The sequence below is a fragment of the Streptomyces sp. NPDC046805 genome (genome assembly GCF_040645355.1).
Lineage (GTDB): Bacteria > Actinomycetota > Actinomycetes > Streptomycetales > Streptomycetaceae > Streptomyces.
Window position 1 is genome coordinate 1 of the sequence record NZ_JBEYYC010000014.1, and the last position, 25,864, is coordinate 25,864.

The 25,864-nt window shown below is 71.5% G+C and carries 24 protein-coding genes and 1 tRNA gene; 8 read left to right on the forward strand and 17 right to left on the reverse strand.

Going from position 1 to position 25,864, the window contains the following annotated elements; genetic code table 11:
- Window positions 1-106 precede the first annotated feature (106 nt).
- Window positions 107-454 (reverse strand): SsgA family sporulation/cell division regulator, encoded by a 348-nt coding sequence (locus ABZ910_RS16755; RefSeq protein WP_361364852.1) that lies wholly within the window; start codon window positions 452-454, stop codon window positions 107-109.
- Window positions 455-648: 194 nt separating this feature from the next.
- Between ABZ910_RS16755 and ABZ910_RS16760 the strand changes: the two genes are divergently transcribed.
- The 3 genes from ABZ910_RS16760 (at window position 649) to ABZ910_RS16770 (ending at window position 2,964) form a co-directional block, all read left to right on the forward strand.
- A complete protein-coding gene (locus tag ABZ910_RS16760; protein ID WP_361364855.1) occupies window positions 649-1,119 on the forward strand; it encodes a MarR family transcriptional regulator in 471 nt (156 codons plus the stop codon).
- Between the two features lie 187 nt (window positions 1,120-1,306).
- Window positions 1,307-1,711, forward strand: a complete 405-nt coding sequence (locus ABZ910_RS16765) for an organic hydroperoxide resistance protein (protein ID WP_361365312.1) — start codon at window positions 1,307-1,309, stop codon at window positions 1,709-1,711.
- Between the two features lie 74 nt (window positions 1,712-1,785).
- On the forward strand, window positions 1,786-2,964 hold the full coding sequence (locus ABZ910_RS16770) for a serine hydrolase domain-containing protein (protein WP_361364858.1): 1,179 nt from the start codon (window positions 1,786-1,788) through the stop codon (window positions 2,962-2,964).
- A 47-nt stretch (window positions 2,965-3,011) separates the two neighbouring features.
- On the opposite strand, the gene ABZ910_RS16775 is transcribed toward ABZ910_RS16770, so the two are convergent.
- The 3 genes from ABZ910_RS16775 to ABZ910_RS16785 all read right to left on the reverse strand — a co-directional run bounded on the left by ABZ910_RS16775 (window position 3,012) and on the right by ABZ910_RS16785 (window position 5,164).
- The gene (locus ABZ910_RS16775) at window positions 3,012-3,287 is read right to left on the reverse strand and encodes a DUF1876 domain-containing protein (RefSeq protein WP_361364861.1); all 276 of its coding nucleotides are present in this window, start codon (window positions 3,285-3,287) and stop codon (window positions 3,012-3,014) included.
- Between the two features lie 67 nt (window positions 3,288-3,354).
- Complete coding sequence (locus ABZ910_RS16780) at window positions 3,355-4,245, reverse strand: NAD(P)-dependent oxidoreductase (protein WP_361364864.1); 891 nt, start codon at window positions 4,243-4,245, stop codon at window positions 3,355-3,357.
- A 73-nt stretch (window positions 4,246-4,318) separates the two neighbouring features.
- The gene (locus tag ABZ910_RS16785) at window positions 4,319-5,164 is read right to left on the reverse strand and encodes an EamA family transporter (protein ID WP_361364866.1); all 846 of its coding nucleotides are present in this window, start codon (window positions 5,162-5,164) and stop codon (window positions 4,319-4,321) included.
- A 170-nt stretch (window positions 5,165-5,334) separates the two neighbouring features.
- Between ABZ910_RS16785 and ABZ910_RS16790 the strand changes: the two genes are divergently transcribed.
- A complete protein-coding gene (locus ABZ910_RS16790; RefSeq protein WP_361364869.1) occupies window positions 5,335-8,577 on the forward strand; it encodes a S41 family peptidase in 3,243 nt (1,080 codons plus the stop codon).
- A 62-nt stretch (window positions 8,578-8,639) separates the two neighbouring features.
- Here ABZ910_RS16790 and ABZ910_RS16795 read toward each other — a convergent pair whose 3' ends face one another.
- The 4 genes from ABZ910_RS16795 to ABZ910_RS16810 all read right to left on the reverse strand — a co-directional run bounded on the left by ABZ910_RS16795 (window position 8,640) and on the right by ABZ910_RS16810 (window position 12,301).
- Window positions 8,640-8,852 carry a hypothetical protein gene (locus ABZ910_RS16795; RefSeq protein WP_361364872.1) on the reverse strand — a complete coding sequence of 71 codons (213 nt, stop codon included), beginning with the start codon at window positions 8,850-8,852 and terminating at the stop codon, window positions 8,640-8,642.
- 109 nt (window positions 8,853-8,961) lie between these two features.
- The gene (locus ABZ910_RS16800; protein WP_361364875.1) at window positions 8,962-9,846 is read right to left on the reverse strand and encodes an SDR family oxidoreductase; all 885 of its coding nucleotides are present in this window, start codon (window positions 9,844-9,846) and stop codon (window positions 8,962-8,964) included.
- The gene (locus ABZ910_RS16805; protein ID WP_361364878.1) at window positions 9,843-10,778 is read right to left on the reverse strand and encodes an alpha/beta hydrolase; all 936 of its coding nucleotides are present in this window, start codon (window positions 10,776-10,778) and stop codon (window positions 9,843-9,845) included. The genes ABZ910_RS16800 and ABZ910_RS16805 overlap by 4 nt, the downstream gene beginning before the upstream one ends.
- Entirely contained in the window at window positions 10,775-12,301 is a 1,527-nt protein-coding gene (locus ABZ910_RS16810) for an NAD(P)/FAD-dependent oxidoreductase (RefSeq protein ID WP_361364881.1), read from the reverse strand. Before ABZ910_RS16810 ends, ABZ910_RS16805 begins: the two co-directional genes overlap by 4 nt.
- A gap of 225 nt (window positions 12,302-12,526) precedes the next feature.
- On the opposite strand from ABZ910_RS16810, the gene ABZ910_RS16815 reads away from it, so the two are divergent.
- Window positions 12,527-13,147: a MerR family transcriptional regulator gene (locus tag ABZ910_RS16815; RefSeq protein ID WP_361365315.1), complete on the forward strand. Its 621-nt coding sequence runs from the start codon at window positions 12,527-12,529 to the stop codon at window positions 13,145-13,147.
- Between the two features lie 25 nt (window positions 13,148-13,172).
- Here ABZ910_RS16815 and ABZ910_RS16820 read toward each other — a convergent pair whose 3' ends face one another.
- Window positions 13,173-13,976 (reverse strand): exodeoxyribonuclease III, encoded by an 804-nt coding sequence (locus tag ABZ910_RS16820; RefSeq protein WP_361364884.1) that lies wholly within the window; start codon window positions 13,974-13,976, stop codon window positions 13,173-13,175.
- Between the two features lie 69 nt (window positions 13,977-14,045).
- Between ABZ910_RS16820 and ABZ910_RS16825 the strand changes: the two genes are divergently transcribed.
- Entirely contained in the window at window positions 14,046-14,540 is a 495-nt protein-coding gene (locus ABZ910_RS16825; RefSeq protein ID WP_361364887.1) for a GNAT family N-acetyltransferase, read from the forward strand.
- A 124-nt stretch (window positions 14,541-14,664) separates the two neighbouring features.
- On the opposite strand, the gene ABZ910_RS16830 is transcribed toward ABZ910_RS16825, so the two are convergent.
- The 7 genes from ABZ910_RS16830 to galU all read right to left on the reverse strand — a co-directional run bounded on the left by ABZ910_RS16830 (window position 14,665) and on the right by galU (window position 20,442).
- Window positions 14,665-14,738, reverse strand: a tRNA-Ala gene (locus ABZ910_RS16830).
- 108 nt (window positions 14,739-14,846) lie between these two features.
- The gene (gene glpR, locus ABZ910_RS16835) at window positions 14,847-16,067 is read right to left on the reverse strand and encodes a gephyrin-like molybdotransferase receptor GlpR (protein ID WP_361364890.1); all 1,221 of its coding nucleotides are present in this window, start codon (window positions 16,065-16,067) and stop codon (window positions 14,847-14,849) included.
- A gap of 178 nt (window positions 16,068-16,245) precedes the next feature.
- Window positions 16,246-16,953, reverse strand: coding sequence for a GNAT family protein (locus tag ABZ910_RS16840; protein WP_361364893.1), 708 nt, complete (start codon window positions 16,951-16,953; stop codon window positions 16,246-16,248).
- A 20-nt stretch (window positions 16,954-16,973) separates the two neighbouring features.
- Window positions 16,974-17,570: a MogA/MoaB family molybdenum cofactor biosynthesis protein gene (locus ABZ910_RS16845; protein WP_361364896.1), complete on the reverse strand. Its 597-nt coding sequence runs from the start codon at window positions 17,568-17,570 to the stop codon at window positions 16,974-16,976.
- Window positions 17,567-18,046 (reverse strand): cyclic pyranopterin monophosphate synthase MoaC, encoded by a 480-nt coding sequence (moaC, locus tag ABZ910_RS16850; protein WP_361364899.1) that lies wholly within the window; start codon window positions 18,044-18,046, stop codon window positions 17,567-17,569. Before moaC ends, ABZ910_RS16845 begins: the two co-directional genes overlap by 4 nt.
- Window positions 18,047-18,208: 162 nt before the next feature.
- On the reverse strand, window positions 18,209-19,534 hold the full coding sequence (gene glp, locus ABZ910_RS16855; RefSeq protein ID WP_361364902.1) for a gephyrin-like molybdotransferase Glp: 1,326 nt from the start codon (window positions 19,532-19,534) through the stop codon (window positions 18,209-18,211).
- Window positions 19,535-19,539: 5 nt separating this feature from the next.
- Window positions 19,540-20,442 (reverse strand): UTP--glucose-1-phosphate uridylyltransferase GalU, encoded by a 903-nt coding sequence (gene galU, locus ABZ910_RS16860; protein ID WP_361364904.1) that lies wholly within the window; start codon window positions 20,440-20,442, stop codon window positions 19,540-19,542.
- Between the two features lie 132 nt (window positions 20,443-20,574).
- Here galU and ABZ910_RS16865 point away from each other — a divergent pair, with 132 nt between their 5' ends.
- Complete coding sequence (locus tag ABZ910_RS16865; protein ID WP_361364907.1) at window positions 20,575-21,156, forward strand: 5-formyltetrahydrofolate cyclo-ligase; 582 nt, start codon at window positions 20,575-20,577, stop codon at window positions 21,154-21,156.
- A 105-nt stretch (window positions 21,157-21,261) separates the two neighbouring features.
- Here the strand turns inward: ABZ910_RS16865 and ABZ910_RS16870 are convergent, their stop codons facing one another.
- A complete protein-coding gene (locus ABZ910_RS16870) occupies window positions 21,262-24,066 on the reverse strand; it encodes a penicillin acylase family protein (RefSeq protein ID WP_361364910.1) in 2,805 nt (934 codons plus the stop codon).
- Between the two features lie 282 nt (window positions 24,067-24,348).
- Between ABZ910_RS16870 and ABZ910_RS16875 the strand changes: the two genes are divergently transcribed.
- The gene (locus ABZ910_RS16875) at window positions 24,349-25,857 is read left to right on the forward strand and encodes a potassium/proton antiporter (protein WP_361365318.1); all 1,509 of its coding nucleotides are present in this window, start codon (window positions 24,349-24,351) and stop codon (window positions 25,855-25,857) included.
- The last annotated feature ends 7 nt before the right edge of the window (window positions 25,858-25,864 follow it).

The window sequence follows — 25,864 nt, forward strand, 5'->3', positions numbered from 1 at the left end:
TAGATAAACACTTCTATGACCACACTCTTCCCCCCCACCACGCTCTCCCGTGGGGGTCCTCGATCGATCGAGGACCCCCACCGGCCGTTGAGCTCGTCCGGTGACCTCAGTGGGTCACCAGCTCCGAGGCCATGTACGTCGTCCTCAGGAACCGCAGCAGCGTCTTCGTGTCGAACTGCACGACGGAGACGCCCTCCGGGGAGTGGAACTCCACGACGGACTGGACCCGGCCACACGGCCACACCCGTACCGCCCCACTCTCCGCGGGCGCCCGCAGCCCCTGTTCCAGCAGCGCGCGAGAGAACGTCCACTCGTCCGCCCCGGGGAGGACGACCTGCACCGACTGCGGATCGGTGTCGGGGTCGTAGCTCAGGATGACGGGCACGGCACCGGGATCCTCCGCGTCCTCGTCCGTGACGATGTGGGCGCGCGCGTACTGCTCGACTACGGACATCGGACCTGCCCCTAACGCTGCGTGACCTGTGCGAGTTTCGTACAACCGCCTTCACCCCAATGTCCCATATTTCCTGAATTGTGCATATTGGTCCGTTTCCGCCGTCCGTGATCCACCGACGCCGGTCCGTAGCAGCGCGTCGCCATGACACGTTTCCGTGACGACCGTCCTGGCGCGTCCGTGACAATGGGCGCGTGACGCGTCAAGACGAGAACGAAGCCGCCGGTGCGCCGCTGCTGGACGACCAGCTGTGCTTCGCGCTGTACGCCGCGCAGCGCGCCGTGACCGCCGCCTACCGTCCGCTCCTCGACGACCTCGGGATCACCTACCCCCAGTACCTCGTCCTCATGGTTCTCTGGGAGCGCGGCGAGACCACGGTGAAGGAGCTGGCCGCCGCCCTGCACCTCGACTACGGCACGGTGTCGCCCCTTCTCAAGCGGCTGGAGTCGGCGGGCCTGGTGCGCCGGGAGCGCTCGGCCCGGGACGAGCGCTCGGTGCTCGTCGCCTGCACCGGACGCGGCGAGGAGCTGCGGGAACGCGCGGCCCGCGTGCCCGGCGCCCTGCTTACGACGACGGGCCTCGACGAGCCGGAGGCCGAGCGCTTGCGCACCGAGCTGTGGCGCCTCGCGGAACGCGCGGAGCGGGCCGCGGCCGACCGGCGCTGACACCACCGCACTCCTCCCCCGGCGTTACCCACAGTTGCGCCCCCCTGACGACATCCCGTCGTTACCGGCCAGTATCTTGTGCACGATGTACTTGCGCACTCCTGTGTTACTCAACGCTGTTTCTCCCCCTGGAGGAGGTCCCGCCGTGATCGAAGACGCCGCCACCGACACCCGTCCGACGAAGATCATGTACGTCGCCGAGGCCACCGCCCACGGCGGCAGGGACGGGTACGTCACCAGTCGTGACGGCCGGGTCGACCTGCAGGTCGCGATGCCGCCGGAGCTGGGCGGCGACGGCAGCGGCACCAACCCGGAGCAGCTGTTCGCCGCCGGCTACAGCTCCTGCTTCCACAACGCGCTGATCCTCGTCGGCAACCGCGCGGGCTACGACCTGACCGGCTCCACCGTCGCCGCGAAGGTCGGCATCGGCCCCAACCGGCACCGCGGCTACGGCCTCGCGGTCGCCCTCAGCGTCTCCCTGCCGGTGCTCGACGCGAACGTCGCAGCACAGCTGGTGGACGACGCCCACGCCATCTGCCCGTACTCGAACGCGACGCGAGGCAACATCGACGTAACGATCGTCCTCGGCTAGCGGCACGAAGGAATCGCAGGCCGACAGCCGCTGTTGCACCCGCTGTCGAAGGCAACGCGGAGGAAAGGGCGAACGTGAACGGCGCTGACGTGCACGGCATTGTGGCCGAGGGCTTCGAACCGGTCAGGGAGGCGTTCGCAGGAAACTTCGCGCTGCTGGGCGAGCGGGGCGCGGCGGTCACCGTGTACCGGCACGGGCACCGGGTCGTCGATCTGTGGGGCGGGACCAAGGACGTCGACGACGCGGCCGGCACGGTTCCCTGGGAGCACGGCACCGCGCAGATCGTGCGCTCCGCGACGAAGGGCGTCGCCGCAGCCGCGCTGCTGCTCCTGCACCAGCGCGGGGAGCTGGACCTGGACGCGCCGGTGGGCACGTACTGGCCGGAGTTCAAGGCCGCGGGCAAGGAGCGGACACTGGTCCGGCATCTGCTCGCGCACCGCGCCGGCGTCCCGGTCCTCGACCGTCCGCTGACCCCCGACCAGGCCGCCGACCCCGACCTCGGTGCCGAGGCCGTCGCCGCCCAGGCACCGGTCTGGGAGCCGGGCACGGCCCACGGCTACCACGCGCAGACGTACGGCTGGCTCACCGGCGAGCTGGTGCGGCGCATCACGGGCCGCCCGGTCGGCGAGTGGATCGCGGCCGAGATGGCGGCGCCGGTGGGTGCGGACCTCTGGCTCGGCCTGCCGGAGTCGGAGCAGGCGCGCGTGGGACGCGTGGGCCCGGTGGACGCCCCCGAAACGGCCGGCCGGCTGAAGACGCGTCCGAAGCGGTCCGTCGCCGAGGCCTACGCCGACCCCGACTCCCTGACCCGCCGCGCCTTCGCCGCGATCAGCCCGGCCCCGGACGAGAACTCCCCCGCCTACCGCGCGGCCGAACTTCCCGCCTCCAACGGCATCGCCACCGCCGACGGCCTGGCCCGCTTCTACGCGTCGCTCATCGGCGAAGTGGACGGCGGCGCCCGCCTGTTCACCCCGCGAACCATGGAACTGGCCCGCACCGAGCAGTCCGCCGGGCCCGACCGCGTACTCGTGGTGGGCACCCGCTTCGGCCTCGGCTACATGCTGCACGGCCCGGCGTCGCCGCTGCTGTCCCCCGCCTCCTTCGGCCACCCGGGCCGCGGTGGCGCGCTCGCCTTCGCCGACCCCGCCGCGGGGATCGCCTTCGGCTATGTGACCAACGGCTTCAGGAAGAGCGTGACGGCGGACCCGCGCGCGCAGGCGCTGGTGAAGGCGGTGCGGACGGCCCTCGCGTAGGGAAGGCCGTCCGCACCGGCACGGCAGAGCGCTCACCCGCCGGGCGCTCACATGTGGATCGGGTGCGAGATCCGCCCGGAGCTCACGTCGATCTCCTCGTGAGCCTTGGTCAGCAGCTCCATCGCGAGTTCGTTGAGGGCACGCGCGCCCGCGATCTCCTCGCCGACGCGCGGCTGGTTGTTGTCGGTGTGATATCTGCTCGCGGTCCCGTGCGCCCGCACCTCCGTGCCGTCGGGCAGGCGGAGCAGGGCCGCGGCACGCGTGTGCTGATCGTCCTCCATGAACTCCATCTCGACATGCCATCCCACTGCGGGGTGCATCATGACGACCACCTCCGGAATCACTGATTCCAGGGTGCTCCTCCCCACCGGAGACGTCACGTCAGCGTTCTCAGGAGGCCGGCGTCTCCTCGAAGCTCGCGAAGTACGCGGCGGCCATGTCCTCGGCGGCGTGGCCCTGCGCGGCGGCCCGGGCGAAGCGTTCGGCGGCGGCCTCGGCGACGTCCAGCCGTACGCCGTGCCGCTCGCCCGCGGCGACGATCAGCCGCGCGTCCTTCTCGGCGGTGCCCACCGCGAACTGGGCGGGCGTCAGCGCGCCGTCGAGGATGAGACCGGCCTTGGCCCGCAGATAGCCCATGTCCAGCGGGCCCTCGTCGATCAGCTCGAAGAAGCCCTGCGGGTCGACGCCGAGGCCCTCGGCCAGGGCCAGCACCTCGCCGGTCGCCGCGGTGACCGCGAGTACCCAGCTGTTGGCGACCAGCTTCAGCCGACTGGCACTGCCCGCGCCGCCGTCCTCACCGGTCCACACGGTACGGGCGCCCACGGCGTCGAAGACGGGCGTGACCTTCTCACGGCCCGCCTCGGGCCCGGCGGCCAGGACCGTGAGCTGCCCGGTCTCGGCGGGCTGCCGGGTGCCGAGCACGGGGGCGTCGTAGAAGACCAGGCCCTGCTCGTCGGCGAAGGCGGCGAGGTCGCCGATCGAATCGACCCCGGCCGTGGTCGACTGCATCCACACCATGCCGGGGCGCAGCGCGGGAGCGGCCTCGCGCATCACCTCCAGGGTGGCCGGACCGTCGTACAGCATGGTCAGGACGACGTCGGCGCCCTGCACGGCCTCGGCCGGGGTGTCGACGACTTCGATTCCGTCGGCGGTCAGCGGCTCGGCCTTGGCGCGGGTGCGGTTCCAGGCGCGGACGGTGTGCCCGGCGCGGGCCAGACTGCGCGCCATCGCGGCGCCCATGATGCCGGTGCCCAGGACGGTCACGGTCGGCTTGTCGCTCATGCGTGAATTCCTGTTCTCGTACGGGTGTTGACCCAGCCTCTCGCACGCCGCGGCCGCCCGGCATCCCGCCGCGCTAACCGGCGTGCAGCATCAGGCCGATCCCGGCGACCAGCAGTCCGGCCGCCGCGATCCTCGGCACGCCGAACCGCTCCTTGAAGAACACCGCCCCGATGGCCGCCCCGACGATGATCGAGGACTCGCGCAAGGCCGCGATCGGCGCGAGGTCGGCCCGGGTCTGCGCCCACAGCACCAGGCCGTACGCGGCGACGGAGAGGGCGGCGCCCAGCAGCCCGAGCGCGGCGACGGGGCGCAACAGGGCGACCGTCTCGCCCCGCCAGCGGTGGACGGCGTACGCCGGGATCGCGACCCCCTGGAGCACCATCAGCCAGGCGGTGTACCCGACCGCGGTGCCGGAGGCGCGCACGCCGATCCCGTCGACCACGGTGTACGAGGCGATGCACAGCCCCGTCGCGCACGCCGCAGCGATCGCCGCCCAGTTCGGCCGGCGCCCGCGCAGCCCCCACAGCGCGACCCCGGTGAGCCCGGCGCAGGACAGCCCGATCCCGGCGGCGGCCCAGCCGTCCGGCGTCTCGTGCGCGAAGAGGGCCGCGAGCAGGGTGACGATCAGCGGGGCGGTGCCGCGCGCGAGCGGGTAGGCCTGCCCGAAGTCGCCGAGCCGGAACGACGTCATCAGCAGCACGACGTATCCGAGGTGGAGGACGGTCGAGGCGATCAGGTACGGCCACGCCCCGGCCGCCGGGAACGCCGTGAAGGGCGCCAGCACCAGCCCGATGAGCACGCCGCCGAGCAGGATCAGCGTGAACCCCACCAGCTTGTCGGTGATCTTGTGGGCGATGGCGTTCCAGCTGGCGTGCATGACCGCGGCGAGCAGAACGGCCGCGGTGACCAGCGGCGTCACGAGGTGTGCTCCGAGGGAGCGCCGAAGGCGGGGGCGGCTGTTGTGCTCATGGTCATGGCGGGCACGCTAGCGGTCCATGTACCGGGCGGGCGACGGGTTTCCGGACCTGCGTGCCCCGGGACGATCCGCCACGAGTTGCCTCGCTCCATCCCCCGGCGAAGCATGAGGAGGTGAGCTATCTGCGCATGCCCCACATCAACGACGACCAGCTGTGCTTCGTCGCGGAGGACGACCTGTGGCTGGCCCCCCTCGACTCCCCGGGCCGCGCCTGGCGGCTCACCGCCGACCGCACCAAGGTCGGCCACCCCCGCTTCTCGCCCGACGGCAGCCAGATCGCCTACACGAGCTGGCACAGCCTCTCGCCCGAGATCCATCTGGCGCCCGTCGACGGCGGCCCCGGCAAGCGCCTCACCTACTGGGGCAACGACGACACCCAGGTCTGCAGCTGGACCCCCGACGGCGACATCCTCGCCGTCGCCTCGCACGGCGAGCCCTTCTCGCACTTCACGTTCCCCTACAAGGTCCCCACCACGGGCGACCCCGGCGGCAAGCTGCCCTGGGGTCCCGCCTCCTCCATCCAGGTCGCCGACATCGACGGCGAACGCAAGACCCTGCTGCTCACCGGCACCCCACCGCACGACCCGGCCGCCTGGAAGCGCTACCGGGGCGGCGCCATGGGCCGGCTGTGGATGCACGGCGAGCGGCTGCTGCCCGACCTCGACGGGCATCTGAGCTCCCCCATGTTCGTCGACGGCCGCATCGCCTTCCTCTCCGACCACGAGGGCATCGGGAACCTGTACTCGTGCGCGTACGACGGCACCGACCTGCACCGCCACACCGACCACGACGCCTTCTACGCCCGCAACGCCTCCACGGACGGCAACCGGGTCGTCTACCAGTGCGCGGGCGACCTGTGGATCGTCGACGACCTCTCCCCCGACTCGATCCCGCGCCGCCTCGACGTACAACTCGGTGGATCGAGCGCGGGACGCCGTCGATACCACATCCCGGCGGCGCAGAACGTGGACGGGATCTCCGTGGACGAGACGGGCCGGGCGAGCGCCGTCGTCGTCCGCGGCAGCCTGTACTGGCTCACGCACCGCGACGGCCCCGCCCGCACCCTCACGGACACTCCGGGCGTACGGGTCCGGCTCCCCGCGATGCTCGGCTCCAGCGGCCAGGTCGCCTACGTCACGGACGAGGGCGGCGCCGACGCCATCGAGATCGACCCCCTGCCGCGCTCCTCCGGCGACCCCGCACCGCGCCGCCTCGCCTCCGGCGAGCTGGGCCATGTCAGGGAGCTGGTGTCCGACCCCGAGGGCGAGCGCCTCGCGATCGCCTCGAACGACGGGCGGCTGCTGCTGCTCGGCACGTCGGCGGAGGCGGGCGGGGAGGTCACCGAGCTGATCCGGTCGGACAACGGGCCGGTGCGCGACCTCGCGTTCTCCCCGGACGGGATGTGGCTGACCTGGTCGCACCCCGGCATCGGCCGCTCGCTGCGCCAGATCAAGCTGGCGCGACTGAAGGACGGCCTGATCGTCGACGTCACCAACGGCCGCTTCGAGGACGAGAACCCGGTGTTCACGAGCGACGGCCGCTATCTCGCCTTCCTGTCCTGGCGCGGCTTCGACCCCGTGTACGACGTGCACACCGGGGACCTGTCCTTCCCGCTGGGCTGCCGCCCGTACCTGGTGCCGCTGTCGTCGGCGACCCCCTCCCCCTTCGCCCTGAACCCGGACGGGCGCCCGGCCGCCGGGGGCCTGGACCCCATCAAGAGCGAGGCCCAGGGCGAGGAGGGCGCCGGCACGGTGACCGTCGAGATCGAGGGGCTGGAGAGCCGGGTGACCCCCTTCCCGGTCACCGCCTCCAAGTACTCCTCGCTGAAACCGGTCGCGGGCGGCGGTCTGGTCTGGCTGCGCTGGCCGATCTCGGGGGCGCTCGGCGAGACCTTCGTCAACCCCAATGACACGAGCGGCCGTCCGGGCCTCGAGCACTTCAACATCGCCAAGGCGAAGAAGTCCGAACTCGTCGGCCATCTCGACGGGTTCGAGGTGAGCGGCGACGGGACCCGGCTGGTGGTCATGGACGAGGGCGACCTGCGTGCCGTACCCGCCACCGAGCCCGGCGACAGCGACACCACGGTCTGGATCGACCTGCGTCGCATCCGGCACGTGGTGGACCCGCCCGCCGAGTGGCGCCAGGCGTACGCGGAGGCGGGCCGCATCACCCGCGCCTACTTCTGGGACCCGAACATGTCCGGCATCGACTGGGACGCGGTGCTGGAGCAGTACCGCCCGCTCGTCGAACGGGTCGCGTCCCCGGACGAGTTCGCGGATCTGCTGCGCGAGGTCCTCGGCGAGCTGGGCACCTCGCACGCGTACGTCGCCGCCGCCCGCCGCAACGAGGGACCGCCCCACTACCAGCGCCGGCAGGGCCTGCTGGGCGCCAACTTCATCCGCCGCGACGACCGTTGGGTCGTCAGGCGCATCCTGCCCGGCGAGTCCTCCGACTCCCGGGCCCGCTCCCCGCTCGCCGGCACGGGCATCCGCGAGGGCGCCGCGCTCACCCACGTCGACGGCCGCCCGGTCGACCCGGTCACCGGCCCGTATCCGCTGCTGGCGGGCTCGGGCGGTACGACGGTGGAGCTGACGTTCGCACCGCCCGAGGGCGACGACGAGCCACCGCGGCGGGTGGCCGTGGTGCCCCTGATCGACGAGCGGCCCCTGCGGTACCAGGACTGGGTGGCCAAACGCCGCGAGGTCGTACGGGAGTTGAGCGGCGGCAAGTGCGGCTATCTGCACATCCCCGACATGGGCGGCTCCGGCTGGGCCCAGTTCAACCGCGATCTGCGCATGGAGGTCTTCCGCCCGGCGCTCATCGTCGACGTGCGCGGCAACGCGGGCGGCCACATCAGCGAACTCGTCGTCGAGAAGCTGACCCGCACCATCCTGGGCTGGGACCTGACCCGCAACGCCCAGCCCATCTCGTACGCCTCGAACGCACCCCGGGGCCCGGTGGTCGCGCTCGCCGACGAGGCGACGGCGTCGGACGGCGACATGATCACGGCCGCCTTCAAACTGCTCGATCTGGGACCGGTGGTGGGCCAGCGCACCTGGGGCGGCGTCGTCGGCATGACCGGCCGCCACCGCCTGGGCGACGGCACGGTGATCACGGTGCCGATGAACGCGGCCTGGTTCGACGAGTACGGCTGGGGCGTCGAGAACCACGGCGTCAGCCCGGACGTGGAGGCCCTGCGCACCCCGCTCGACTGGGCCGAGGGCCGCTACGTCCAGGTGGACGACGCGGTTCGGCTGGCCCTGGACCTGCTCGAAACCCACCCCCCGGCCCGCCCACCGGACTACAGCGACGTACCGGACCGCTCCCGCCCGAAACTGCCCCCGCGGAACACGTGAGGCCCGCCACGGGAGAAGGGGTGCCCCCCGTCGAGGGCACCCCTTCCAGTTGACCGTCAACGTCAGGCGTCGTAGTCCTGGTTGAAGCGGTCCTGCTCGTCGCGGTGCATGCGCTCGGCCTGCTCGTCACGCTGCTTGCGGCCCGGCTGCGCCTGCTGACCCTGTCGACCGGCCTGCTGACCCTGTCGACCGGCCTGCTGACCCTGTCGACCGGCCTGCTGCGCCTTCTCCTTGGCCTGGTGCGCCTTCTGCTGCATCTGGTCCTTCATACCCATGTGGGTTCACTCCCGTAAGGGTGAGGGGAACGGCCCGATCGGGCCTCGACCAGATTCACACGGGCGGACACCCTCCGCATGTCGATCATTGACAGAGCGTAATCCCAGGTCAGTTCGGTCGTACGGCCCGCTCCTGCTCGTCCGCCGCGCCGCCCGCGCCGACCAGACCCGTCCGCATGCCCTGGAGCCGGTCCGCGAACCGCCGCATCTCGCGCTGCCCGACGGTGCCGATGAGCCCCGGCAGGTAGCCGCGCACGCCCTGCATGCCGCGCAGCCACCACTGCCCGTACACATGGCTCGACCGGCTCTCTATCCCGGCCACGATGCGGTCCACCGCCGGACCCAGCGGATAGGTCTTGTTGGACGGCCACGGCAGCCGCTGCCGCAGCTCCCGCATCACGTCGTCCTGGTCCGCGCCGCGCACCATGTCCGTGTCGGTCCACGACAGATACCCGACGCCGACGCGCACGCCCTGGTAGCCGACCTCGGCACGCAGACTGTGCGCGTACGCCTCCACGCCCGACTTGGACGCGCAGTACGCCGTCATCATCGGCGCCGGCGTGATCGCGGCGAGCGAGGCGATCTGGAGCAGGTAACCGCGGCTCTCCGCGAGCACCGGCAGGAAGGCGCGGGCCGTCACCGCCGAGCCGATCAGGTTGACCTCGATCACACGCCGCCAGGCCTCCGGGTCCGAGTCGACGAACGGACCGCCGGTCGCGACACCGGCGTTGGCGACGACGATGTCGACCTTGCCGAACCGCTCCTTGACCTCGCGGGCGACGCGGGCCATCGTCTCGTGATCGGTGACGTCGGCGTACCAGTAGTCGCTGTCGCTGTGCAGCCGCCCGGAGACGTCCTTGAGCGCCTCCTCCTCCAGTCCGACCAGCGCGACCTTGGCGCCGCGCGCGGACAGCTTGCGCGCGAGCAGTTCACCGACGCCCCGCGCGGCCCCCGTGACCACCGCGACCTGCCCCTCGAGGCTGATCCTGCTCATGCGCCCTCCTTGGTGTGTGCGTCCGTCGTGGACGTCAGGTACTTCTCGACGAGTTCCCGGATCTTCCCGGTGACCAGCTCGGGCGCCTCCACCGGAGTCATGTGACCGAGGCCGGGCAGCTCGGTCGTGCCGACGCACTCGGGCAGCGCGCCGGCCAGGGCCCGCGCGTGCACCGGCGGCGTGAGCCGGTCGTCGGTGCCGACGACCACCGCCGTCGGGACCCTCAACTGCCGTACGCCGTGGTCGAGATCGAGCCGATCGAGCACCCGCGACCAGGCGTGGCGCACGGCGCGCGGGCAGGCGTGCACGATCCGTGCGCACGCCTCCACCATGTGCGGGGCCGAACCGGGGCCCATCGTGGCGTACTTGAGGATGCGCTTGGCGATCGGCGTGACCGGACCGAGCGGGGCGCGCGAGCCCAGGATGTGCCCGGTCAGCCAGCTGCGCAGGCGCCCCGCGCGCATCGGCACCACGCGTGCCTCGGCGACGAGCCGCGAACTGCCCGTGCTGCACAGCACAACGGCGGCGGCGTGCTCCCGGAATCCGGGCCGCTCGGCCGCGGCCATGACCGTCATCCCGCCCATCGAGTGGCCCACGATCACGGCCTTCTCGCCGGGCGCGAGCGTGTCGGCGAGCACCGCCTCCAGGTCGTCCGCCAGCGCGTCGGCGGTGCAGGCGGAGCTCGCCGGGCTGCGCCCGTGCCCCCGCTGGTCGTACGCGATGACCCGGTGGTCGACGGCCAGGTCCCGGATCTGCGCCGCCCAGAAGGCGGTCGAGCAGGTCCATCCGTGGGCGAGGACGACGGGGGCCGCGTGCTCGGGGCCGTGCACCTCGACATGCAGCCGCGCGCCGTCGGCGGAGACCGCGGTGAGTTCGTGCGCGGGGGCGGGCGGGGCGTAGGGCCCGGAGGCCATGTGGGTGAGCCGGCTCATGCTGCGACCTCCGCGGTCTCGGTGGGGTCCGCGTCCTGGGGCGTGCCCTGCGCGGGGGGACGGACGACCGCGTACTCCGCGAGGTCGACGTGCCGTGTGGCCTGCCGGAACTCCGTCGTCGTACCGGGCCAGACGGTGGTGTTGCGCCCGCTCGCGTCCAGGTACCAGCTGGTGCAGCCGCCGGTGTTCCACACCGTGCGCTTCATGCGCTCCTGCACCCGGTGGTTCCAGGCCCGTACGGCGCTGGGGCGCGCGTCGAGGGCGGCGCGGCCGCCGAGGACGTCGAGCTGCCGTACGAAGTCGGCCAGGTAGTTCAGCTGGGACTCGATCATCAGGATCATCGAGGAGTTCCCGAGGCCCGTGTTGGGCCCGATGATCGTCATGAAGTTGGGGAAGCCGGCCGCGGAGGTCCCGCGCAGGGCCTGCATCCCGTCCTTCCAGCTCTCGGCGAGGGTCCTGCCCTCCGCCCCCACCACCCGCTCGGCGATCGGCATGTCGGTGACATGGAAGCCGGTGCCGAAGACGATGGCGTCCACCTCGGCCTCGCTGCCGTCGGCGGCGACGACGGTCGAGCCGCGGATCTCGCTGAGGCCACTGGCGACCACGTCCACGTTGGGCCGGGCGAGCGCCGGGTAGTACGAGCTGGACAGCAGGATCCGCTTGCAGCCGATCCGGTAGTCCGGGGTGAGCTTGGCGCGCAGGGCCGGGTCCTTGATGGCGCGGCCCAGGTTGCGCTTGGCGAGCTGCTCGACGAGCCCGAGCTCGTTCGGACGCTTGGTGAAGGCCTGGACCTGCAACTCCCGTATGCCCCACAGCAGTCCGCGCCGGGCCTGGGACGTGAAGGGCAGCCGGCGGTGGATCCACCGCTCGACACCGCTGATGGCCCGGTCGACGCGCGGCATCACCCACGGCGGGGTGCGCTGGAAGAGGGTGAGCTTCGAGACGAGGGGCTGGACGGCCGGCACGATCTGGATGGCGGAGGCCCCCGTGCCGACCATGGCGACCCGCTTGCCGCGCAGGTCGTAGTCGTGGTCCCAGCGGGCCGAGTGGAACACCTTGCCGGGGAAGGTGTCCAGCCCCGGGATCCGCGGGATCTTCGGATCGGACAGCGGCCCGGTGGCGGAGACGACCATGTCCGCGAAGAGCGACCCGCTGCTGGTCTCGATCTCCCAGCGCAGCTCCTTGGCGTCCCAGGTCATCGTCTTCACTTCGGAGCCGAAGCGCAGGTGCGGTCGCAGGTGGAAGACGTCGGCGACGTGCTCCAGGTAGGCGCGGATGTGCTCCTGCCCGGAGAAGGTGCGCGGCCAGTCGGGGTTCGGCGCGAAGGAGAAGGAGTAGAGGTGGGACGGTACGTCGCAGGCGCACCCGGGGTAGCTGTTGTCCCGCCAGGTGCCGCCGACGCTGTCCGCCCGCTCCAGGACGACGAAGTCGGTGACCCCTTCGCGGCGCAGCCGTACGGCGGCCCCCAGACCGCCGAACCCGGACCCGATCACCGCCACCCGTACATGCTCGTGCTCGGTCATCCCGAAGCCTCCAGCCGTTCCCTAGGACCCAACGGACCACGCCAGTGAATACTGGCGCAATGGGAGGAGGGTAGAGCAGCTCCGTACCGATGGGTAGGGGTCGGGAGAGGGAAAGTTACCGGCGGTACGCCATAGGCTGCGAACGTGGCAGACGACGGTGGACGAGGCGACGGACGATCCGGGGAGCGCGGCGAGGACCGACGCAGCGCACCCCGCGAGTACCGCATGGAGGAACTGGCCCGCCTGGCCGGCATCACCGTGCGTACCCTGCGCTTCTACCGCGAACGCAAACTGATACCGCCGCCCCGCCGTGAGGGCCGCATCGCCTGGTACGACGAGCACCACCTGGCCCGCCTGCGCACCATCACGGCACTCCTGGAGCGCGGCCACACCCTGAACGGCATCGCGGAGCTCGCGGAGGCCTTCGACCACGGCCGCGACGTCGCCGAGCTCCTCGGCGTCGACGCCCCCACCGAGGAGGAACCGGTCCGCCTCACCCCTGAGGACCTCGCCGACCACTTCGGAGCCGACGCCACCCCCGAGAACCTCGCCGCCGCCATGGACCTGGGCTACCTGGGCACCGACGGCGACGAGATCGTCCACATCAGCCGCAGCCTGCTGGAGGTCTCGGTCACCCTGGTCCGCGAGGGCATCCCCCTCGCGGAGGTCCTGACGGCAGGCAAACGCGTACGCGAACACGCGGACGCCCTGGCCGACCTCTACGCCGACCTGATCCTGCGCCACTCCCCCGAGGAAGACCTCCAACGCCTCCGCCCCCTGGCCCGCAGCGTGGTCCAGGCGGAACTGTCGCTGGCGCTGGACCGGCGGTTGCGGAAGCGGGACTGAGCCTCCGGACTACGCCGCGGCCGTTCTAGCGGTCGTAGACGACGGTCACCGGCGCATGGTCGGACCAGCGCTCGGCATGCGTGGCCGCCCGCTCCACGAAGCCCTTGACCGCCTTGGCCGCGAGCCCGGGCGTCGAGACGTGGTAGTCGATGCGCCATCCGCTGTCATGGTCGAAAGCCCGTCCCCGGTACGACCACCACGAGTACGGCCCCTCGGTCTGCGGATGCAGAGCCCGCACCACATCGACGTATCCGCCGTCCGCCGGGTCGAGGACCTGGCTCAGCCACTCACGCTCCTCCGGCAGGAAGCCGGAGTTCTTGCGGTTGCCGCGCCAGTTCTTGAGGTCGGCCTCCTGGTGGGCGATGTTCCAGTCGCCGCAGACGACGACCTCCCGGCCGTCGGCGGCGGCCCGCTCGCGCAGGACCTTCAGGTAGGCGAGGAACTCGCCCATGAAGCGGACCTTCTCGTCCTGCCGCTCGGTGCCCACCTCGCCGGAGGGCAGGTAGAGGGAGGCGACCGTGACGCCGGGCAGGTCGGCCTCGACGTACCGTCCGCTCCCGTCGAACTCGGCCGAGCCGAAGCCGACCTGGACGCGGTCGGGCTCGCGCCGGGTGTACAGGGAGACGCCCGCGCGTCCCTTGGCGGCGGCCGGGGCGTGGACGACGTGCCAGCCGTCGGGCTGCCGTACGCCCTCGGGAAGCTGCTGCGGCTCGGCGCGCACCTCCTGCAGGCAGAGCACGTCCGCGGAGGTCTCCGCGAGCCACTCGACGAAGCCCTTCTTCGCGGCGGCCCGCAGCCCGTTCACATTCACCGAGGTCACAGTCAGCATCAGGGCACGATACCGGCACACGGGACAGAGCCCCGCTTCCACCGTCCGCACAGAAGTACGATGCCCGGCGTGAACATACGTCGCGTTCCCTTCGACCACCCCGACGCCGTCAAGCTCAACGACGCGGTCCAGGACGAGTACCACGTGCGCTACGGCGACGGCGGCGACGCCACCGAACTGGACACGTCGGACTTCGAGCCGCCGAGGGGCGTGTACCTGATCGCGTACGACGAGCAGGACCGCCCGGTCGCCACCGGCGGCTGGCGCAGCCAGGACGAGAACGGCGAGGGCAACGAGAACGGCGACGCCGAGCTCAAGCGCATGTACGTGATCGAGGAGATGCGCGGCCGCGGCCTGGCCCGCCGCGTGCTGGCGGCCCTGGAGGACGACGCCCGCGCCGCCGGCCGCATCCGCATGGTCCTGGAGACGGGCGACAAGCAGCCGGAGGCCATCGCCCTCTACGCGTCCAGCGGCTACGAACCGTGCGTCAAGTTCGGCTACTACCGCCATTACGAGTCGAGCCGGTGCCTCGCGAAGCCGCTGAAGAACGGAAGCCCTCTGTAAGAGGGATCACAGTCAGCCCTGTTGGGGTCGGCCGCCGGTGCCGTACGCGTGTCACGCGCGCCGTTCGCGCCGCACATACGATGAAGCCCCTGTCGACTACTGCCGACAGGGGCTTCATGCTGCGTGGACCTGAGGGGATTTGAACCCCTGGCCCCCTCGATGCGAACGAGGTGCGCTACCGGACTGCGCCACAGGCCCTTGCAACGAGTGAAACTCTAGCATCCCCGTCAGGGTGCTTGGAAATCCGTTCCCCGACTGGTCAGGGGCCGGGTTCCGGCGGGTGGGGTTCCGGTCCGCCCGCGTCTGTCACTCGTTCGCCGCGCGCGGGCGGTCGCCGTCCGCGTACTGGTCGAAGAGCGGGGTGCGGCCGCGCTCGCGCGCCCGGCGGGCCGAGGCGGCGCGGCGGGCGTCACTGCGTCCGTCCGCCGCCGGCTTGTCCTCCGCGGCGGGCCCCGGCTCGGCCGCGTCGGCGCCCCGCGCGGCCGCGGCCGCCTCCTGCTCCGGCGCCACGGAGCTGGACCGCGCCGAGCTCCACGCGTCGGGCGCGCCCAGATCCACGTCGGACGTGGCGCGCGGGGCGACCGGAGCGGTGACGTACGTCGGCAGGGGCACCGGCACCGGGTCCCAGCTGTCGCCGTTCCCGGGGCGCCGCTGACGCTCGCGCTGTTGGTCGACCCACTCCGCGTGGTCGGTCTGCTCGACGAGTGCGCGGCGGTCCGCGGCGAGCGTCGCGGACAGGCCGGGGTCGGACTCCGCTTCTCGTCCTTCGTCCGCTTCGTCGGCCGTGGCACCCGCGGTCATGGACGCACGCCGGCGCGGCTGGCGCTCCCGCAGTCGCTGCGCCGCGACTTCGGCCCGGCGCCGGTCCATCTGGTAGGCGAAGCGGCGGCGTTCCTGGGTGCGCAGGTACGCGATGTACACGCTGAGCAGTACGGCGGGCACGCCGGGCGCCCACAGGAACGCGAGGCCGCCGACGGCCGCGACGATCGCGCCGAGCGTGAAGGCGAGGAAGAGCATCACGGTCGTGCGCCGGCGGCGCGCGAGCACCTTCGAGCGTTGGGCGCGTGCCGCGGCCGTCTGCTCCGCGGGCGTACGCCGCGCGTTCGGCACGCGCTTGCGCGCGGGCTCGGACGGCCGACCGGACGGGGGATCCGAAGGGAGTTCGGACGAGGGCTTGGGCGCGGAGCCCGGTACGGAAGCGGGGACGGGTGCCGGCGTCTCCGGCTCTGCCTCCGCGCGCACCTGACGGCGGGTCGGAGGCATGGCGAAGGCACGGACGTCCACCGAATCGGTGACGGCGTCCGGATCACTGGCGTCGGACTCCCCCTCCTCGGTGGAGCGCGCCCGCAGGTCCTTGGCGTACCGGCGCTCCATCCCCGCCCGTCCGGACAGCAGCCGGATGGCGGTGCTGAAGCGTTCCGTCGGACGGGCCTCGTTCAGCTCGTCCTGCCTACGGAGCCACATCGGCACCAAGTAGGCGGCCCAGGCCCCGACAATGACTGCGTAGATGAGGCCGCTGCTGCTCACGCCTCACACGGTAGAGGGGTTTGCATGAGGCCATCCGCCAATTGAGCCGGTGTGTCGCACGATCTGGCTGATATTTCGAGCTTTTTTTGCGACCGATCCGATCAGCAGGGCGTCGGGGGCGGGAATTCATTGCCCTGAGACGGTCACCGGTCGATCAATTTCGAACATATATTCAATTTCACGGGCTAGGCGGGATTCCCGGCGTGTTCTGCGGAGCGTTCCGGGGCGTGGCCTGCGGTGGAGTGCCCTGCGGCGCGCTCTGCGCATTTCGGGGGGTGCTCTCGGTGCCCGCCGACCGGCGAGGACGTGCCCGGCGCCAGCGGTCGAGCAGTCCGTCGAGGGCCTCTTCCGCGGTGAGCGCGTAGACCAGATGATCGCGCCAGGCGCCGTCGATGTGAAGATACCGTGGCCGCAGCCCCTCCTCGCGGAATCCGAGTTTCTCCACGACCCGGCGGCTCGGCTGGTTCTCGGGGCGAATGCAGACCTCGATGCGGTGCAGACCGACGGTGCGGAAACAGTGGTCCACCACGAGCGCGACCGCCGTCGGCATCACCCCGCGGCCGGCCACCGCCTCGTCCACCCAGTAGCCGACGTGCCCCGAGCACATCGATCCCCAGGTGATCCCGGCGACCGTCAACTGCCCGACCAGGCGGCCCTGGTACTCGATGACGAAGGGAAGCATCCGGCCCGCGTGCGCCTCGGAGCGCAGGTACCGCACCATCTGGCGGTAGGTCGGCCGGTGCGTGATCGGCCCGCTGGGCGTGGGCGGCGGGATGGTCGCCTCCCAGGGGCGCAGCCAGTCCCGGTTGCGCCGGTTCACCTCGCGCCAGGCACGCTGGTCGCGCAGCCTTATCGGCCGGAGGACGACATCGCCGTCCGCCAGCACGACGGGCCAGGACGAACTGGTCAGTGCGCACCCCCGGTGCGTCTGTGGTGGCCGCCGCCCGCGTGCTCGCCGCCGGCTGCCGTTGCCTGCGTGTCCGGCCGCGGGTGGTCGCCGCCGCGGATCTGGTCGACCGCGTGGATCAGCAGGGGTTCGAGGACGGCCAGCCCGTCCCGCACTCCGCCGGTGGACCCGGGCAGGTTGACGATGAGCGTCCGGCCCGCGACGCCGGCCAGGCCCCGGGAGAGCACCGCGGTCGGCACCTTCTCCCGTCCGAACGCCCGGATGGCCTCGGCGATGCCCGGCACCTCGTAGTCGATCACCTTGCGGGTCGCCTCGGGCGTGCGGTCGCTGGGCGAGATGCCGGTGCCTCCGGTGGTGACGACGACGTCGTACCCGGCCGCGGCGGCGGCGCGCAGGGCGGCCTCCACCGGGTCCCCGTCGGGGACGACCTGCGGCCCCTCGACGGCGAACCCGAAGCCCGTCAGGCCCTCGGCGACCAGCGGGCCGCCCTTGTCCTCGTACACGCCCGCGGCAGCCCGGTTGGAGGCGGTCACGACCAGCGCGCGGTACCGGGCGGGCGCGCCCGTGGTGTCGGACGGTCCTGCAGCCTCGGTCACGCCCGGCTCCAGTGGCCCGACTTGCCGCCCGCCTTCTCCTCCACCCGTACGTCCGTGATGACCGCTCCCTTGTCGACCGCCTTGATCATGTCGACCACGGTGAGCGCGGCGACCGACACCGCGGTGAGGGCCTCCATCTCGACGCCCGTACGGTCCGTGGTCTTCACGGTGGCCTGGATCTCCACGGCGTCGTCCGCGACCGACAGGTCCAGTTTCACACCGGAGACGGCCAGCGGGTGGCACAGCGGGATGAGGTCCGGGGTGCGCTTGGCACCCATGATGCCCGCGATGCGCGCGGTGGCCAGGGCGTCTCCCTTGGGCACGCCCTCACCGCGCAGCAACTCGATCACGCGGGGTGAGACGAGGACGCGGCCACTCGCGCGGGCGGTGCGCGCGGTCACGTCCTTCTCGGATACGTCCACCATGCGGGCTGCGCCCGCCTCGTCGATGTGCGTCAGTCGGTCGTGCGTACTCATGCTGTGTGGTGCTCCTGGTCCTGGCCCGGCGCAGTGCGGCGCGCGGGCCTGCTGTGCGCGCCACGGTACCGCCAAGTCGGAGCGCGCGCCGGACCAGGACCCCCGCGGGCCTCCGCGAACGGGCGCGGAAGGCGGGCGGGCGCCCGGCCCGGCGGGGCCCGGTCAGCCCCCGAGCAGGACCACTTCGACCTCGGCGCCGGGCTCGACCGAGTCGACGTCCTCGGGGAGGACGATCAGTGCGTCGGCGTGCGCCAGCGCTGCGATCAGGTGGGATCCGGTGCCGCCCACGGGCGTCACCTCGCCGTCGGCGTACGCCCCGCGCAGGAACTGCCTGCGCCCCTTGGGGGAGCCCAGGGCCTCGTCCGTCTTCAGGATCGCCGTGGTCCGGGGCCTGTGCACGTCCTCGAGCCCCATCAGGGTGCGGATCGCGGGGCGGACGAACAGCTCGAAGGACACGTACGACGACACCGGGTTGCCGGGGAGGGCCAGCAGGGGGGTGTGGTCGGGGCCGACGGAGCCGAAGCCCTGCGGCTTGCCGGGCTGCATGGCGAGCTTGCGGAAATCGACGCCGGCGCCGGGCTCGTCCTCGTCGCCGACGTGCGACAGCGCCTCCTTGACGACGTCGTACGCCCCGACGCTCACGCCGCCGGTGGTGACGAGCAGGTCGGCGCGGACGAGCTGGTCCTCGATGGTGGAGCGGAGGGTGTCGGCGTCGTCGTCGACGCCGCCCACCCGGTAGGCGATGGCGCCGGCGGCCCGGGCGGCGGCGGTGAGGGCGAAGCTGTTGGAGTCGTAGATCTGGCCGCTGCCCAACTCCCCCTCGGGCTGGATGAGTTCGCTGCCGGTGGACATGACGACCACGCGCGGGCGCGGGCGCACGCGTACCGTGCCGCGGCCGATCGAGGCGAGCAGGGCGATCTGCGGCGGGCCGAGGATCGTGCCGGCCGCCAGGGCGCGCTCGCCGGCCCGCACGTCGCTGCCCTTCGCGCGCACGTGGGCGCGCTCCTCGACCGGCCGGTACACGCTGACGTGCCCGGTGGCGCCCTCGGGGGCCAGGCTGCGGGCGCGCATGCCGGTGGCCTGCCCCTCGCCCAGGCCGCCGTCGGTCCACTCGACGGGGACGACGGCCTCGGCGCCGGGCGGCAGCGGGGCGCCGGTCATGATGCGGGCCGCCTGACCCGGGCCCACGTGGACCGGGTCGGCGGCGCCCGCCGCGACGTCCCCGACGACCTCCAGGGCGGCCGGGAACTCCTCGCTCGCGCCCGCGACATCCGCGACCCGGACCGCGTACCCGTCCATCGAGCTGTTGTCGAAGGGCGGCAGCGAGACCGGCACCATGACGTCGTCGACCAGGACGCAGCCCTGGGCGTCGAGCAGTTGCAGATCGATGGGGTCGAGCGGGCGGATCGTGGTGAGGATGTCCTCCAGGTGCTCGTCCACCGACCACAGGTGGTCCGGACCGGCGGCCCGGGGCGCGGCGCTACTCAACGTGACTACATCTCCTCGGCTACGTAACTGCGAAGCCAGGTCCGGAAGTCCGGTCCCAGGTCTTCACGTTCGCACGCAAGTCTGACAATGGCACGCAGGTAGTCGCCACGGTCGCCGGTGTCATAGCGACGGCCCTTGAAGACGACGCCGTGCACCGGGCCGCCGACCTTCTCGTCCTGGGCGAGCTGCTGGAGGGCGTCCGTGAGTTGGATCTCGCCGCCGCGGCCCGGCTCGGTCTTGCGCAGTATGTCGAAAATGTGGGGGTCGAGGACATAGCGGCCGATGATCGCGTAGCTGGACGGGGCGTCCGCCGCGTCCGGCTTCTCGACCAGGTCGCTCACCTTGACGACGTCGCCGTCCTCGGTGGCCTCCACGGCCGCGCAGCCGTAGAGGTGGATCTGCTCGGGCTCGACCTCCATGAGCGCGACGACACTGCCGCCGTGCCGCTCCTGGACCTCGATCATGCGGGCGAGGAGGGGGTCGCGCGGGTCGATCAGGTCGTCGCCGAGCAGGACGGCGAAGGGCTCGTGGCCGACGTGCGGGGCCGCGCACAGGACGGCGTGACCGAGGCCCCGGGGGTCGCCCTGGCGCACATAGTGCATGGTCGCGAGGTCGCTGGACTCCTGGACCTTGCCGAGGCGTTCGGCGTCACCCTTCTTCTGCAGCGCCGACTCGAGCTCGTAGTTGCGGTCGAAGTGGTCCTCCAGGGGGCGCTTGTTGCGCCCGGTGATCATGAGGACGTCGTCGAGCCCCGCGGACACGGCCTCTTCGACCACGTACTGGATCGCGGGCTTGTCCACGACCGGCAGCATCTCCTTGGGAGTGGCTTTGGTGGCCGGCAGGAAGCGGGTACCGAGACCTGCTGCGGGAATGACAGCCTTGGTGATCCTGGGTTGCGCCTGAGTCATGCCGCAACCCTATCCGGTGCCTTTGAATGGAATCTCCGGCTCCGGTTAATTCGATCTCAAATGACCGGATTAAGAAGGGTACGAGAAAAACCTGTGAATCACGTAGGACCTGAGGCCGAGCCTGACAAGCGAATGTGGCGGCGAGAGTTCCTCGCGGTGAGGAGCAGATTGACGGCGGGTGTCGTCGAGGAGGCGGGCGCGGCGCTGGCCGAGCGCGCGCTCGAACTGCCCGAACTGACCGGTGCGCACACGGTGGCGGCGTACGTCTCCGTCGGCAGCGAGCCCGGCACGCGCGCGCTGCTGGACGCACTGCGCGCGCGGGGCGTACGCGTCCTGCTGCCCGCGCTTCTGCCGGACAACGACCTGGACTGGGGCTCCTACACCGGGGAGGACTCCCTCGTGCGCGTCCAACACGGCGGAAAGATGGCGCTCTTCGAGCCCGCGGGCGAGCGCCTCGGCCCCGACGCCGTGACCTCCGCCGACGTCGTCCTGCTGCCCGGGCTCGCGGTGGACGCGCACGGTATGCGCCTGGGGCGTGGCGGAGGGTCGTACGACCGTGTGCTGGCCCGTCTGGAGCGCGCGGGCGCCCGCCCCGCCCTGGTGGTGCTCCTGTACGACACGGAGGTCGTCGCGCGCGTTCCCGCCGAGGCGCACGACCGGCCGGTGGACGCGGTGGTGACGCCGTCGGGCGTGCGCCGGTTCGGGGCGGCCTGACACGCGCGCGGGCCGGCCCGAAGCCCGAAAGGGCCCTCCACGCGCGCGTGGAGGGCCCTTTCACAGGTCTGCCGGTCACCGGTTCACCGGTGTGCCGTCAGCGGGTCACGGCTTGAGCACCAGCGTGTCGCTCGTCGCCCCGCCGACCGCCTTCTCGGAGTACGCCCACGGCAGCAGACCGCCGTTGACCCACTTGCCGGTCTGGTCGACGTAGTGCGCGCTGTAGGCGTGCCCGGAGGCTCCGGTGAGGTTGATCCACCGGGACTTGTCGAAGTCGCCGAGGTTGACCACCATCCGCATCGACGGCACCCACACGACGCCGTAGCCGCCGGCGGCGTTCCAGCCGGTCGCGTCGACCGTCGCCTCGCCGCCGCTGAGCTTCCAGGGGCCGCGGTTGAGGACGTACTGGAGCATGCCGGAACCGTCGTTGCCCAGCGTCTGGTTCTTCAGGAACAGGCGGTGCAGCCGGCCCCAGCTCCAGGTGTCGATGTCCTTGCCGAGCTTCGCGGTCAGCTCCCAGCGGGCGTCGATCATGGCGCGGGCGAACAGCTGGTCGCGGTTGTCGGCCTTCGGACGGGTGCCCGACGCCGGCGTCTTCCACCAGTCGCTGTCCGGCTTGTCCATGAGCGTGCGCACGACCTCGAACCAGCGGTCGCCGCCGTCCGGCTGCGCCTGGTCGGCATCGCGCTCGCCGCACTCGCGCACCTTGGCGTCGTCGTCCACCGGTCCGGTGTTGTCGGTCTTGTCGACCCACAGGCACTGGCCCTTGACCCGCAGCTCCTTGGGCAGCTTGTTGCCGAAGCCGAGCTTGAGGATGTTGCGCCAGACCGCGTTGAAGTAGGCGGCCGCCGCGGAGTCGGAGTCCTGGGTGTAGTCCCAGCCCTCGAGCAGCTTCTGCGCCTGACGGACGTCCTTGTCCGCAAGGTTGATCTTCAGCAGCTTGGGCACGAGCAGCTTGGCGATCTCGCTGCTGTCGTCCAGCTGCATCTGGCGCATGTCGTCGGTCGAGATCTTGCCGCCGCCCCTGATCTTCGAGTCGATCAGGTCGGCGATGCGCTGGCTGCGGGTGCCGTAGCCCCAGTCCGTGGTGAGGGTGTAGGGGTACTTGTCCTTGTCGACCACGGCCTGGTTGGCGGTGACGATGTACCCGCGCGCGGGGTTGTACTCGTAGGGCAGCGCGGCCTGCTTGATGAAGCCGGTCCAGGCGTACCGGGAGTCCCAGCCCGGCGCCGGGACGGACCCGTCGTCGCCGTTGGCGCGCATGGGGATGCGGCCGGGCAGCGTGTAGCCGATGTTGTTCTTGGTGTCGGCGTAGATCAGGTTCTGCGAGGGCGCGTCGAGCTGCGCGGCCGCCGAACGGAATTCGCTCCAGTCGGCCGCCTTGTCCACGGCGAAGATGGCATCCATGGAGGTGCCCGGCTGCAGGGCGGTCCACTTCAGGCCGATGCCGTAGCCGTCGCCGCGGTCGGGCGCGGCAGTGTCGACGGCGGCCTTCCTGCCGACCTTGACGAGTTCGCCGTCACGGTCGGACAGCAGGGGCATCCCGTCGCTGGTCTGCCGGACCACGATCTTCTTGGGCGCGCCCCCGGCGACCTTGATGGTCTCCTCGCGGCTGGTGAAGGGCCTGACCTTGCCGTCGTAGAGGTAGCCGTCGCCGCTGATCTTCTCCAGGTAGAGGTCGGTGGCGTCGACACCGGAGTTGGTCATGCCCCAGGCGATGTTCGCGTTGTGGCCGATGACCACGCCGGGCATGCCGGCGAAGGTGTAGCCGGAAACGTCGTACCGGCACGCGGCGGAGATGCTGCGACAGTGCAGGCCCATCTGGTACCAGACGGAGGGCAGCGAGGCCGACAGGTGCGGGTCGTTGGCCAGCAGCGGCTTGCCGGTGATCGTGTGCGCGCCGCCCACGACCCAGGAGTTGGAGCCGATGCCCTGGCCGTTGACGCCGACGGCCGTGGGGACGCCGTCGAGAACTCTGCGGAGGCCGGACAGCTGGCTCGTGAGGGTCGCCCGCGTCGCGGACGACGAGGACGAGGAGGAGCCGGTCGAGGCGGTCGAGGCGTGCGTGCTCGCCGAGCCCGTGGCACCGGTGCCGCCACCCGCCGAGCCCGTCGCGGCGCCCGTCTGCTGGAACGTCTTGCTGAGCGCGTTGTACTGGCCCTGCTGGACGATCGCCTTGTTGCGGCCGTAGGGGTAGTCCGGGTACAGGTCCTTGATCTGCTGCGGACCGAGGCGGCTCGTCATCAGGGCGCGGTCGATCTCGTCGCGCATGTTGCCGCGCAGGTCCCAGGCCATCGCCTTGAGCCAGGAGACCGAGTCGACCGGGGTCCACTTCCGCGGCTTGTAGTCGCTGGTGAAGCCGAGGGCCGCGTACTCCAGGGAGATGTCCTTGCCCTCCTTGCCCTGGAGATAGGAGTTGACTCCCTTGGCGTACGCCTGGAGGTACTTCTTCGTGGCGGGCGACAGCGTCTTGTCGTACTCCTGCTTGGCGACCCGGTCCCAGCCCAGGGTGCGCAGGAACTCGTCGTTCTTGACCTGGTCCTTGCCGAACATCTCCGACAGGCGCCCCGACGTCATGTGCCGGCGGACGTCCATCTCGTAGAACCGGTCCTGCGCCTGGACGTAGCCCTGCGCCATGAACAGGTCCGCGTCGGAGGAGGCGTAGATCTGCGGGATGCCGTGGCCGTCCCGCTTCACGTCGACGGGCCCCGAGAGGCCGTGGAGCGTGATCGAGCCCTTCGTCTGCGGGAAAGAGGAACGGACGGTACTGACCGACCAGTACGCGCCGCCGGTGACGCCTCCGACGATCGCCAGGACCAGTACCAGCACGATCAGACGGGCTCTGCGCCCCTTCTTCCTGCCGGACTTGCCGGGCTTGTCACCCGATGGGGCGGTGGTATTCGGGGGCATCGCTGTCCTTGCTGTCCTAACGCGAGCGGCAGGCGGTCCGGGAGTGCTGGAGCAACCATAGGCGCAGGGGCCCGGACGCCTTGACGCGGAGTCGGGAACCGGCGCGGACGGATGTTCGACCCTGCCCCGGCGAGCATCAAGAAAGCGTCAAGAGTTAGGTAAGGTAACGAAGTACCTGGGTGCGAAACCGCCCCATCCTCGGATCTTGTGTACGTGAGCGTCACGAGATCTCGTGTCCGTGAGCGTCGCGCCGACCGCGCGAGCCAGTGAAGGGAACCGCCGCTGACTGTCCACCACCTCAACCAGCTCCTGCTCGCCTGCTCCGTCGTCCTGCTCGTCGCCGTCGCGGCGGTCCGGATCTCCTCACGCAGCGGACTCCCCAGCCTGCTCATCTACCTGGGGATCGGCATCCTCATGGGCACGGACGGCATCGGTGGTGTCCGCTTCAGCAATGCCGAGCTGACCCAGGTCATCGGCTACGCGGCCCTGGTCGTGATCCTGGCCGAGGGCGGTCTGAGCACGAAGTGGAAGGAGATCGGTCCGGCCCTGCCGGCCGCCTCGACCATGGCACTGCTCGGCGTGGCGGTGAGCGTCGGGGTCACGGCGGCGGGCGCGCACTACCTGATCGGGCTGGAGTGGCGGCAGGCGCTCATCATCGGGGCGGTGGTGTCCTCGACGGACGCGGCGGCGGTGTTCTCCGTCCTGCGCAGAATTCCCCTCCCCGCGCGCGTGATGGGCACGTTGGAGGCGGAGTCGGGCTTCAACGACGCCCCGGTCGTCATCCTGGTCGTCGCCTTCTCGACGGCGGGACCGGTCGAGCACTGGTACGTGCTGCTGGGCGAGATCCTCCTGGAGCTGGCCATCGGCGCCGCCACCGGACTCGCGGTGGGCTGGCTGGGCGCCTGGGGACTACGGCGCGTGGCGCTGCCCGCCTCCGGCCTCTACCCGATCGCCGTGCTGGCGATCGCGGTCACGGCGTACGCGGCCGGCGCGCTGGCACACGGCAGCGGCTTCCTCGCCGTCTACCTCGCCTCCATGGTGCTCGGCAACGCCAAGCTGCCGCACTGGCCCGCCACGCGCGGCTTCGCCGAAGGGCTCGGCTGGATCGCCCAGATCGGCATGTTCGTCCTGCTCGGCCTGCTCGTCACGCCGCACGACATGGGCGCGGACATCTGGCCCGCCCTGGTCATCGGGCTCGTTCTGACCTTGGTGGCGCGGCCGCTGAGCGTGGTGCTCAGCCTGGCGCCGTTCCGGGTGCCGTGGCGCGAGCAGGGGCTGATGTCCTGGGCCGGGCTGCGTGGAGCCGTGCCCATCATCCTGGCGACGATCCCCATGGTGAACCACGTCGCGGGCAGCCGCCACGTCTTCAACATCGTCTTCGTCCTGGTCGTCGTCTTCACCCTCGTCCAGGGCCCGACGCTCCCCTGGCTGGCCGGCAAGCTGCGGCTCGGCCAGGAGGGCGAGGCCGCCGACCTGGGCATCGAGTCGGCGCCCCTGGAGCGGCTGCGCGGGCATCTGCTGTCGGTCGTGATCCCCGAGGACTCGCGCATGCACGGCGTCGAGGTGAACGAGCTGCGCCTGCCGCCCGGGGCCGCCGTCACGCTCGTCGTACGCGACGGAAAATCGTTCGTCCCGCTGCCCACGACCGTCCTGCGCCACGGGGACGAACTGCTCGTGGTCGCCACCGACCCCGTCCGGGACGACGCGGAACGCCGCCTGCGCGCGGTCGGCCGCGGCGGCAAGCTGGCCGACTGGCTGGGCACGGACGGCGGCGGAAGCACAGGGCGTTGAAGGGGGC

What these genes read in the sequence shown, in the direction of transcription:
- ABZ910_RS16755 (WP_361364852.1), bottom strand. Translation starts at nt 454, where the DNA reads ATGTCCGTAGTCGAGCAGTACGCGCGCGCCCACATCGTCACGGACGAG.
- ABZ910_RS16765 (WP_361365312.1), top strand. Translation starts at nt 1,307, where the DNA reads ATGTACGTCGCCGAGGCCACCGCCCACGGCGGCAGGGACGGGTACGTC.
- ABZ910_RS16775 (WP_361364861.1), bottom strand. Translation starts at nt 3,287, where the DNA reads ATGATGCACCCCGCAGTGGGATGGCATGTCGAGATGGAGTTCATGGAG.
- ABZ910_RS16780 (WP_361364864.1), bottom strand. Translation starts at nt 4,245, where the DNA reads ATGAGCGACAAGCCGACCGTGACCGTCCTGGGCACCGGCATCATGGGC.
- ABZ910_RS16795 (WP_361364872.1), bottom strand. Translation starts at nt 8,852, where the DNA reads ATGGGTATGAAGGACCAGATGCAGCAGAAGGCGCACCAGGCCAAGGAG.
- ABZ910_RS16800 (WP_361364875.1), bottom strand. Translation starts at nt 9,846, where the DNA reads ATGAGCAGGATCAGCCTCGAGGGGCAGGTCGCGGTGGTCACGGGGGCC.
- ABZ910_RS16805 (WP_361364878.1), bottom strand. Translation starts at nt 10,778, where the DNA reads ATGAGCCGGCTCACCCACATGGCCTCCGGGCCCTACGCCCCGCCCGCC.
- ABZ910_RS16810 (WP_361364881.1), bottom strand. Translation starts at nt 12,301, where the DNA reads ATGACCGAGCACGAGCATGTACGGGTGGCGGTGATCGGGTCCGGGTTC.
- ABZ910_RS16815 (WP_361365315.1), top strand. Translation starts at nt 12,527, where the DNA reads ATGGAGGAACTGGCCCGCCTGGCCGGCATCACCGTGCGTACCCTGCGC.
- ABZ910_RS16820 (WP_361364884.1), bottom strand. Translation starts at nt 13,976, where the DNA reads ATGCTGACTGTGACCTCGGTGAATGTGAACGGGCTGCGGGCCGCCGCG.
- moaC (WP_361364899.1), bottom strand. Translation starts at nt 18,046, where the DNA reads ATGAGTACGCACGACCGACTGACGCACATCGACGAGGCGGGCGCAGCC.
- galU (WP_361364904.1), bottom strand. Translation starts at nt 20,442, where the DNA reads ATGACTCAGGCGCAACCCAGGATCACCAAGGCTGTCATTCCCGCAGCA.
- ABZ910_RS16865 (WP_361364907.1), top strand. Translation starts at nt 20,575, where the DNA reads ATGTGGCGGCGAGAGTTCCTCGCGGTGAGGAGCAGATTGACGGCGGGT.
- ABZ910_RS16870 (WP_361364910.1), bottom strand. Translation starts at nt 24,066, where the DNA reads ATGCCCCCGAATACCACCGCCCCATCGGGTGACAAGCCCGGCAAGTCC.